This is a genomic window from Streptococcus sp. S784/96/1, assembly GCF_902729355.1.
Lineage (GTDB): Bacteria > Bacillota > Bacilli > Lactobacillales > Streptococcaceae > Streptococcus > Streptococcus caledonicus.
Map to the genome: position 1 here is coordinate 1 of NZ_CACVCC010000050.1, position 10,686 is coordinate 10,686.

The window sequence follows — 10,686 nt, forward strand, 5'->3', positions numbered from 1 at the left end:
CAAACTATGTGATAAGGAAGCTTTAGGAACAGGAGCCTTAATAATCTTATCAACGTGTCCCTCCTCACTGCAACTTTGACATTTATAGGCATGTTGGACATGGTCAACACGTTTTAATTGGGCAGGGATAAAGACCAACTCTTGTCTTTGGACGCAAGAGCCAATCTCTTTTAACTGACCATGACAGTCTGGACAACTGCAGTCTTCACCCTTTAGTTCATGATGGACTATTTCTGGAGTGAATTGGTTAAAAATAGCTTGACGAACGCCTTTAGATTTCCGGCGTTTATAAGTGATAATCTCAGTTTTAACAGGGTAAATCAGAATCCTCTTCAGGAAGTTCTTCTTCAAAAAGGCTTAGTTGTCATGAAGGTTAATGGACCTTCTCTGATGACTTGCCATAAAGTTTTTGACTCAAATAAGCCACTTGTTCACGAAGGAGGGCGAGTTCATTAGACATGGTCTCTATCGTTTTTGCTAAACTTTCAATAATGTTATCTTTTGAACTCATGTTCGTCCCTCCATTGTTTTTTATATTATACCGAAAGAAAAGCCATGATTTCAATAGAAATCACGACTTTTTGTGATATTGATTTTAGGTGTAATAGAAAATCCCTTCATCAGCCAGTCAACCTGTTCAGAAGTTAAGGCTTTGACTTCCTTTTCTGTGTTTGGCCAGGTGAGTTTTCCATTTTCGAAACGTTTATAAAGTAGCCAGAAGCCTTGAGCGTCCCAATAAAGTGCCTTAAAGCGATCTTTACGACCACCGCAAAATAGGAAGACTTGCCCTGAAAAAGGATCTAGTTCAAATTGACTTTTAACCAGATAGGCAAGTGAGTCAATCCCTTGACGCATATCAGTTTTCCCACAAAACAAGTAAACTTGTCCTAAATCACTGAGTTGAATCGTCATAGCTTAGCACCTTATCTAAAATAGCTTCTAACCTGTCTTGATTAAGGGATTGGAACAAGGTCAGTTCAAGTTTATCCAGTCGGATTTTCAGTAAGACATCATTTCTGGGTTTTGATTCAAACCGACGAGGTTATGGGATTTCCAAAGGGACGATGGGTTGTGACATCAAATTAACCTCCAGTTTTGTTTTCTAATAATAGTATAACGGAGGGGGAAAGAGTTTTACAGGTACTTCGTTATTAGACGCTTACGTTTCTAGTGAATTTTTGTTTTTTCACTGTCCACTATAAGGGGAGTATACCATATCTCAACTTTCTATTTTTAATGGTATTAACAGATTGACGCAGTGGTTGATTGGAAGTCCTAAACCCTTGCTACGAAATCGTTAGCGGCCATCCTAATCAACTGTACGGAGGTGGGACGACAAAATCGCAATCGTCATTTTTTGACGATTTAACGATTTTTTTCCCACTCTCCTTCCTAACAGACTTACTTCTCGTCTTCGTCCATTGAAAGTACACTCAAGAAGGCTTCTTGGGGCACTTCGACAGATCCGATAGCTTTCATCCGTTTCTTACCAGCTTTTTGTTTTTCAAGCAATTTACGTTTACGAGACACGTCACCACCATAACATTTGGCCAAAACGTTTTTACGAAGGGCCTTGATGTCTGTACGAGCCACAATTTTTTGCCCGATAGCTGCCTGAATTGGCACTTCAAACTGTTGACGTGGAATGATTTTTTTCAATTTATCAACGATAAGTTTCCCTCGCTCATAGGCAAAGTCTTTGTGGACAATAAAGCTGAGCGCATCAACCTTATCACCGTTAAGGAGAATGTCCATTTTAACCAATTTAGAAGCACGGTATTCGGAAATTTCATAGTCAAATGAGGCGTAGCCACGTGTAGATGACTTTAATTTGTCAAAGAAGTCAAAGACAATCTCAGCCAGTGGAATTTGGTAAATGACATTCACACGATTATCATCAATATAATCCATAGTAACAAAATCACCGCGTTTACGCTGTGCTAATTCCATAACTGCACCAACATATTCCTGTGGCACCATGATTTGCGCTTTAACATAAGGCTCTTCAATGGACTGAATACGAGTTGGTTCAGGAAACTCAGAAGGGTTAGAAACCCTAACTTCTTCGCCATCAGTAGTATTGACATTATAAACTACCGATGGAGCTGTCATAATGAGGTCAATATTGAACTCACGCTCCAAACGTTCTTGGATAACATCCATGTGAAGAAGTCCTAGGAATCCACAACGGAAACCAAAGCCAAGAGCTTGAGAAGTTTCTGGTTCAAATTGAAGACTAGCATCGTTCAATTGGAGTTTTTCAAGGGCTTCACGAAGGTCATTGTACTTATTAGATTCGATAGGGTACAGACCAGCGAAAACCATCGGATTCATCTGTTTATACCCAGACAACGCTTCGCTCGCAGGATTATTAACCAGAGTCACCGTGTCACCAACACGAGTATCTGCCACCGTCTTGATTGAGGCTGCAATATAACCAACATCACCAGTCGCTAAGTAGTCACGCCCAATGGCTTTAGGTGTAAAAATACCCACTTCGGTAACATCAAAAGTTTTACCGTTACTCATCATCTGGATGGTATCACCTGGTTTCACAACACCATTAACCACGCGCACCTGCAAAATTACCCCACGATAAGGGTCATAAACCGAGTCAAAAATTAAGGCCTGAAGGGGCGCTTCCACATCTCCTGATGGTGCAGGAACTTTTTCAACAATTTGTTCAAGGATTTCTTCAATACCGATTCCAGCCTTAGCTGACGTTGGCACGGCCTCAGAAGCATCTAAACCGATAACATCTTCAATCTCTTGACGTACACGTTCTGGATCTGCCGCGGGAAGGTCAATTTTATTGATAATTGGCAAGATTTCCAAATCATTATCCAAGGCAAGATACACATTGGCAAGCGTCTGCGCTTCAATCCCTTGAGCCGCATCAACCACTAAGATTGCTCCCTCACAGGCTGCTAGAGAACGTGATACCTCATAGGTAAAGTCCACGTGTCCTGGCGTGTCAATCAAGTGGAAAATATAGGTTTCACCATCTTTGGCCTTGTAATTCAACTGAACAGCATTCAGTTTGATGGTAATCCCACGCTCACGCTCTAAATCCATGCTATCTAAAAGTTGCGCCTGCATTTCACGACTTGAAACTGTCTCGGTTTTTTCTAAAATACGGTCAGCTAAGGTTGATTTCCCGTGGTCAATATGAGCAATAATCGAGAAGTTACGAATCTTCTCTTGTCGTTTTTTTAATTCATCAAAAGTTGACATTTTTCTTAATCTTTCCAAAAAATAAGTTCCTAATGTATTATACCAAAAAAGATCCATAGACAAAAGTCTAACATCCATCAAGTCCACGCCGTACGTATGAAAAATGCATATAACCATTCTTTAGCTACATGCATTTTTTTATTTCACAATTCCACCTTACTACATGGAAAATAACAAAAAAGAGAGGCTGGCAAAAATTCGATTTTTTACCTTTCTCGTAAAAATTGAACAATATAAAACGGCTTAAACTAAACGTTTCTTAGCGACATCAACCTAGGCCGTTTATTATTTTAAAACTTTTTACCTAGTCAAATATTCCATATATAAAATGGCGATACTTATAGATAGTTAGCTAAAAATTTTAACAATTTATTTAATTTTTAAATATTGTTTTGAACTTACCTTCTACGCTTACTCTTCTTATCTAATTTTTGACCATAATTACCATAATTGCCATAATTACCATACGCCCCATAAGAATCAACTTGACTATCAACTTTATTCAAGACAATTCCAAGAAAAGTAGCTCCACTCTGATCCATTTGCTCTTTAGCTTTTTGAATAAATTTACGTTTAATCGCACCAGCTTCTGTCACAATAATAGTTCCATGACATTTTTGCGCAATGATAGCTGCATCAATAACTAAGCCAATCGGAGGAGTATCAATGATAATATAATCATAATATTCCTTTAAACTGTCAATCATGCTAGTAAAGTTCATATTTTGCAGCAAAGTCGTAGGATTCGGAGCCGTTTTACCTGCAGGAATTATAGAAAGGTTGGGAATATTCGATTCACAAATTACTTCCGATAAGTAAGCATTGCCTGATAAATAGCTTGTTAATCCACTAACCTTACCTGTTGCTTTAAATGTTCCGGATAATACCGAATTACGAGTATCTGCATCTATCAAGAGAGTCTTGAAACCTGCCTGAGCAAACGAAATTGATAAATTTGTTGAAGTGGTTGACTTCCCTTCACCAGGTTGCACTGAAGTTAGCGCAATAACACGAATTTCTTGACCACTAAATTGGATATTAGTCCGAATACTATTACAATACTCTTCAACTTCCGTATAGAGGTTGTGTTTGGATTTTACTAATTCTAAACTTGCCATGATAACTCCCTATTTGACCTTATTTTATATCTGGAATGATGCCTAGAAGTGTCATATGTAGTACTTCTTCAACATCTTCAACACGGTGTACACGGTCATCCAATAATTCTTTAATAAGAACAATAACGACTGCTAAAAAACCGCCTACTAAAAAACCTAAAAGTGTATTTCTTTTAAGATTAGGTGATGAAGGTGATGAAGACGGTTCTGCTTCTTCAATTGTTTTTACATCTTCTACATTAGTCACTTCTTTAATTTTTTCAGAAGCAACTTCCCGATAAGTATTAGCTAATTGACTAGCAACCTCTGGATTCTCATCTTGCACCGAAATAGAAATAATACGAGTATTAACAGGAATATCAATTCTGGTTTTAGCACTCAAACCAGAAATACTTAAGTCTAGTTGCTCACGCTCAATAACTGCAGTAAGTACTGTTTTAGAGGCAATGATTTCCTTATAGTCTTTTACTAAATAATCCCCTGCCTGTAAATCTTGAGTCGAAATTTTCGATTCGTCTGTCCCTTTATTAACCACATAAAGTTTTGTAAGTGATTCATACTGAGGTGTCAATAAAAAAATACTACCCGCTAGCGCCATAAACGCAAATGTTAAAGCCGAAAAAATGATAGCAAATTTGCGTACCCATAATTTTTTCAGAAGGTGTACGACATCTATTTCTTGTTGTGTGTCATTTTGATTTTGCATGTTTTCTCCTAAATAAATTGATTTGCTAATAATGTTACTTGATTGTCATGAAAGAGTTGTTTAGCTTTCTTTACCCCAAATTTCTTCTCAATAATGGTATAAGCTTCTTGCATATAAGGTTTCCGATTATCTAAATTATGCATATCGCTTGCAACACAATGCACCAGATCTTCATCTAAAAAATAAGCTACTCTTTTTTTATAAATCTTATACTTATCCCCAAATAATTTTGTCTTTAGAACGTGAATACTATTAACTTGCGTGTAACACCCCATATCAATCAATTCCTTGACTCTAGCCCTATTATTTTCTAAGGCATCGTACCGTTCAATATGAGCAATAATTGGTGTCACGCCAATATTTAATAAATCAATCACCGCACCGTGTATTATTTTCCAAGGTGTCCCTGTACTAAATTCAATTAAGGCAAAACGGGTACCACCCATCGTTGGAATCGTTTGATTTTCTAGTTTTTCAACGATATCTGTTGTAAAATAAAGTTCACCACCATAGAGAAGAGTCATTTCTGGTAAAAGTTTTTGAATTTCTTCTTTTAATAAAATAAAATTTGCAAAGATTGTAACTTCAGGCGTTTCAAACATTCCTTTTCTCCGATGTGATGTCGCTACAATTGTTGTAACACCTTGTCGATAAGCTTCCTTGATAAGTTCAATACTTTCTTCCAATGTATCGGGACCATCATCAACTCCAAAGATAATATGTGAATGGATATCTATCATCGTTAATTTCCTTCCATTGTTGCTTTAATGACATCTTTAGCACTATTAAGACTCGATTCATCAAGACGCAACATATAAAGACTTGCTGTTGGCATAGCATATGAAGGAAGCTCACCAATTGATCCTGTTCCAGTAATAGCCTGAGACCTCACCTCATAACTTTGTCCTGTCTCTAACTGAGTGTTAGCTAAAGTCATCATCGTTTCAAAAGGCATATTTGTTTGAATAGAATCACCTAATCCATTAATAATATCACTATACTTAGCAATAGAGTCCAGACTAGTTAATTTATTAATAAGTGCTGCAATCACTTTAGTTTGATTCTTACCTCTATCATTGTCACCGTCCACTAATGAATATCGTTCGCGAACAAAAACCAGAGCCTGTTTCGAATCCATGGTCACTTCTCCTACCGGAAATTGATAATTACCACTGGTAAACTCTTGTTCATTTGTGACCGTAACTCCTCCAACTAAATCAATCAATTTTAAAAATGTCGAAAAATTGATTCGTGCATAGTAATCAATATTAATTCCATAAAGATTTTCCAATGTATGAATAGACGAGTCTACGCCATAAATTCCTGCGTGAGTTAACTTATCATACTGATTATTTCCACCGTCCGCAATAGGAACATAAGAATCCCTAGGAGTAGTTGTTAATAAAACCTTATGCGTCTTCTGATTAACAGTCATTATGATATTGACATCTGAACGTGAAACCGATGAAATAGATCCATAGGTGTCAATGCCAGAAATGTAAATATTAAAACTATCTGAATTCATTTTAGGAGTATTACTATTTTCAATTTTTTTCTTAATAGTATAAGTATAAATTGTTTTTAACTTATTATCAAAATCCTCATGGCTACTTCTCAATAACTCGGTATACGCAGAATTCATTACCATTGCCTTATCTTCACCAGCCAATAGACTTTCATAAGCTGAAGAATAAGATAACGACGTTGTTTCAGTTAATCTAATTCCTTTATTACGATTAATATGATCTAATAACATTGAAATATTATTTGCATCACTAGCAATTGGTGCCAAAACAGAATTGAGCTGCGTAACATCAGAAATGCCACTATCTACTGGAACCACAACACTCATTTCAACTTGTGACACACGCGCAGTTGTATTAAGTTTATTTGAAAAGTCCAAAGCTGACTTAACAAAAAACAATCCTGTACTTAAAGCAACAACGATCAAACTAAGTAAAACTGTGGCAATAACCTTAGCTTTTTTTGATAAAATCCAAAAGAAGAGAATCACCATAGAAATTCCTAAGAAAACTGGAATAATAAGGTTTAAATGATTAAAAGCTAAGATATTATATGTTAACATAGAAAATACTACTGCAAGAGCTAGCAGAGCGACTAGAGTCCACAAGGTAAAGTTTAGAATACCTAAAAAACCATGCTTTGACGAGTTTCCGGGTTTTCTATGTTGACTCCGTGAAGACATAACAATCCCCCATTTTATTTATAAATTTCCTCTTATTATAACTTAAATTTCCCATTTTTACAAACGTCTTACCATATACTACTCACTTTTCTTAATATCTTCTTTCAATTCTTCAACATTAAATTTTGCAAAAAGATATTTTCTGTCCTGAACAGGAAAACGTTGATCTAACTGATCAACAGGTCCCACTTCAACAATCCCTTCCTGAATAACAAAGTCCATGACATGACCACCAAAACAATGATCATCTGATAAAAAATGTAAATGATAACCTGCAACACTGACCCCGTGGAACATTTCAGGAGTCCAGATACCAACAATAGTCCCAGTGACATGTTCTGTTTTATGCTCTGGCTGATTAATAGCTACCTCAGAAAATTTACGATCACTATTTGATTTTGGAATCATTCGTACATGCATATGACTAAAAGTGCCATGGATTTTAATCGATCGAAAAAGGTTTTCTCCATCATAGTAAGATTCAATACGTTTTTCCAACTCTTTATTAGTCATTTCAAAACGTTGCTTAAAAATAACTTCTGCTTGATGAGGAACAACTGCTGCATACGGAACCTTAACATGAGCCGGTACTTCAATAACCTGAATTCGTCCACTTGTAGATTTTACCTGATAGGCAATCCCTTCAAGAATTATTAATTCACCATCAATAGAATCTAGAGTTCCAATTCCTAAATTACCGTGTTCTAAAAGCTCTCCTATTGTCAAAGACCCCTCATAGAGCCCTGCCATAAGGGCTCCCAAAGTATTATATTGAAATAATTTTATCGGTTCTGACACTAGAGTTCCTCCTTAAAACTAATCATGTTCATGTCATCAGGAACCATCGTCAAATAGCGCTCTATAATCTCTTTGGCCTCATTACGATGTCCAAACTCTCGCAAAATATAAGCATAATCTTGTAAAAACTCTGGATTTTCCGACAGATCATCTGAAATCTCTCTATAAATTGTAAGTGCCTCTTCTTGATCTAATCCTTGATAGGCTTTAGCAATATTCCACTTTGTTAGAACCAAGTCAATATCTTCTAATTCTAGTGCAATCACATCTTCATATCGTTCTTCTTCTAGGTATAATGTTGTCAAACGTAAAAGCACTTCTTCAACATCTTCTGCTAATTCATACGCTGATAAAAGATAAGATTCTGACAATTTTCTATCATGGGTTTCATAAGCAAGTTGCGATGCTAGAAGGAATAGTTGGCTATCAAACTCATTCTTAGCTAAACCTTGTTGGACTAAACGTAGAGCTTCCTCTAGTTTATTCTCTGCCTTTAATGATAGAGCATAAACATATTCGTATCCTGGAAAATCATAATTCATGGCCTCTAGTTGCTTAAAGTATAAATTAGCTTTTTGGTATTCTTTTTGATCATGTAAAATCACTCCTAAATCAAAAGCTATAACATCATCATACTCAATCTCTAAAGCTTTTTCTAAAAACTCAACTGCAACTTCAAATTTACCAAGATTAGCATAAGAGCGCCCAATTCTGTGGTACGTTGAAATTCCAGTCATTCCTAAAATATGACGATTATCTAACTGAGCGTAGTAATCAATAGCGTCCTTATAATGTTCAAGTTCATATTCTAATTCAGCTAAACCAAATATCACTAATGGTTCCGATGATAGTTTAGAAGCTAATAAAAGCTTATCTCGCGCTACGTCCGTCAAGCCTTCCATCTGATAAAGATCTGCCATGACTAAAAGAGCCGACAGATACTCTTCACTATTTTCTGATATAGCATTAAGATAAAGGAAAGCTTCCTCCATGTCACCATCTTCTGCAACAATCTGAGCAAGATTAATATTAACTTCTGGATAAATTTCTTTTAGTTTATTATAAATTAGTTTAGCCTGTGGGTAAAATCCAATACTTTCAAGATATTCAGCTAATTCCAATAGAATTTCGTTTGGATCATTATCAAGAGCTTTTTGAAAATATTTTTCTGCGTGAGCAAGGTCTTTAGCTTGTAATGAAGCTAACATTTTCTCACTATTTAACATCAATCTCTCCTTTTATGTCTTTCTGCTCTGCTATTTCTTCATACAAACCACTAACACTCTTATACCAATCAAAAATTTCTGCTAAAACAACTTTTGCTGCCGCATAAGCAGGGATTCCAAGAAACACTCCCCAAACACCAAAAGCTGACCCTGACACTAGGAGCGTAAACATAATCGTAATTGGATGAATATTTAACTTACTTCCTAAAACAAACGGGGTTACAAATCGCCCTTCAACAGTCTGCTCAATGGTAAAAACAACAGCTACTTTTACTAACATTAAAGGACCTTCAACTAACGCTAAAATGACAACAGGTACCATGGCTAGAAAACTGCCAAGATAAGGAATCATATTTAAAAATCCTGCAGTAATACCAAATGTGACTGCGTAAGGTAATCCAATTACAGTAAAAAGAATTGAGAACATAATCCCAACAACAGCAGCAACAGTCACTTGACCTTGAACATATCCTGCTAGCTGTGAATTAACATTGTGCAAAATCCTTGCGGTTGTTTCTCTCATTGCTGTTGGCAAAAATTTCACGAAGCCATCTTTCATCGTGTCACCGTCTCTAAGCATGTAAAAAATGATAAAAGGTGAAATAATAACTGCAACTGTCACTCGTGCTACAGCACCTGCAACATTTCCAGCCCAGTCCACAGCATTTTTAGAGAAAGTTTGCGCAAATTCTAAAGCCTTACCAGAAAAATCAGTCACAAGGCTTTCCAATTGTGGTCTAAATTGTGCCAATCGATCGTCTTTTAAAATAAGAGTAATTTGATTCTCAACATCTCTAATATAATTAGGGAGATTGGTAACAAACGATGTTAACTGAGTTTCAATCATGGGAACCAGCGCAGCAACTGCCCAAATTAAAAATAGGATCACACCCAAAAAAACAATTGAAATAGCGGATACTCGACCAAAATTGCGTTTTTCTAGCCAATCTACAGCTGGCTTTAAAAGATAGTAGATTAAAGCTGATATAACCAATGGTAAACTAATAACAGCTAAAAAGGAAAAAATCGGACTCAACAAAGAGCTGATGTGACTAAATACCCAAATGTTCAAAAAAACCAAAAGCATCACTAGCAAAACTGTCACACCTTGATTGTTTAGAAACCAACGAAAAAACCAACTCAATGAAAATTTGTTATCATCTTTCATAAACATTCTCCAGCTACATTTATTCTACCTATCATTATACCAAAACTCAGATAAAAAAATCACCAATTAAGGTGAGTTTCCACGACATATGCATAAAGAAAATGAGGCTGGGCAAAAACTAGCTTCAAAATAAAACCACACAGTGATTTCCGTCTCGAAAACAATCAAGATGAAAGAATCGCTGTGTGGTTTTTGAGTATTTGAAGTTTTTGAGCCTAGATTCTTGGCCA

The 10,686-nt window shown here is 36.2% G+C and carries 10 protein-coding genes and 2 pseudogenes; all 12 read right to left on the reverse strand.

Going from position 1 to position 10,686, the window contains the following annotated elements; translation table 11 throughout:
• Positions 1-351: IS66 family transposase zinc-finger binding domain-containing protein (locus GZ996_RS11040; RefSeq protein ID WP_202922623.1), on the reverse strand; the 351-nt coding region annotated here is incomplete at its 3' end.
• Positions 308-511: pseudogene (locus tag GZ996_RS11045) on the reverse strand (transposase domain-containing protein). The gene GZ996_RS11040 and the pseudogene GZ996_RS11045, both read right to left, overlap by 44 nt.
• A gap of 50 nt (positions 512-561) precedes the next feature.
• Positions 562-912 carry an IS66 family insertion sequence element accessory protein TnpB gene (gene tnpB, locus GZ996_RS11050; protein WP_162012076.1) on the reverse strand — a complete coding sequence of 117 codons (351 nt, stop codon included), beginning with the start codon at positions 910-912 and terminating at the stop codon, positions 562-564.
• Positions 893-1,078, reverse strand: a pseudogene (locus GZ996_RS12015) (hypothetical protein). The gene tnpB and the pseudogene GZ996_RS12015 overlap by 20 nt, the downstream one beginning before the upstream one ends.
• A gap of 323 nt (positions 1,079-1,401) precedes the next feature.
• Positions 1,402-3,234, reverse strand: coding sequence for a translation elongation factor 4 (gene lepA / locus GZ996_RS11060; protein WP_161980974.1), 1,833 nt, complete (start codon positions 3,232-3,234; stop codon positions 1,402-1,404).
• Positions 3,235-3,632: 398 nt separating this feature from the next.
• Positions 3,633-4,352 (reverse strand): tyrosine-protein kinase, encoded by a 720-nt coding sequence (locus GZ996_RS11065; RefSeq protein WP_162012077.1) that lies wholly within the window; start codon positions 4,350-4,352, stop codon positions 3,633-3,635.
• Positions 4,353-4,371: 19 nt separating this feature from the next.
• Positions 4,372-5,058, reverse strand: coding sequence for a Wzz/FepE/Etk N-terminal domain-containing protein (locus GZ996_RS11070; protein ID WP_156807210.1), 687 nt, complete (start codon positions 5,056-5,058; stop codon positions 4,372-4,374).
• Between the two features lie 8 nt (positions 5,059-5,066).
• Positions 5,067-5,798: a capsular polysaccharide biosynthesis protein Cps4B gene (gene cps4B / locus GZ996_RS11075; protein ID WP_156807209.1), complete on the reverse strand. Its 732-nt coding sequence runs from the start codon at positions 5,796-5,798 to the stop codon at positions 5,067-5,069.
• 2 nt (positions 5,799-5,800) lie between these two features.
• Positions 5,801-7,264, reverse strand: a complete 1,464-nt coding sequence (cpsA, locus tag GZ996_RS11080; RefSeq protein ID WP_162012078.1) for an LCP family glycopolymer transferase CpsA — start codon at positions 7,262-7,264, stop codon at positions 5,801-5,803.
• A gap of 78 nt (positions 7,265-7,342) precedes the next feature.
• Positions 7,343-8,062, reverse strand: coding sequence for an acetolactate decarboxylase (gene budA, locus GZ996_RS11085; RefSeq protein WP_162012079.1), 720 nt, complete (start codon positions 8,060-8,062; stop codon positions 7,343-7,345).
• Positions 8,062-9,288 (reverse strand): tetratricopeptide repeat protein, encoded by a 1,227-nt coding sequence (locus tag GZ996_RS11090; RefSeq protein WP_162012080.1) that lies wholly within the window; start codon positions 9,286-9,288, stop codon positions 8,062-8,064. The genes budA and GZ996_RS11090 overlap by 1 nt, the downstream gene beginning before the upstream one ends.
• Positions 9,278-10,456: an AI-2E family transporter gene (locus GZ996_RS11095; protein WP_161980978.1), complete on the reverse strand. Its 1,179-nt coding sequence runs from the start codon at positions 10,454-10,456 to the stop codon at positions 9,278-9,280. The genes GZ996_RS11090 and GZ996_RS11095 overlap by 11 nt, the downstream gene beginning before the upstream one ends.
• Positions 10,457-10,686: the final 230 nt, after the last annotated feature.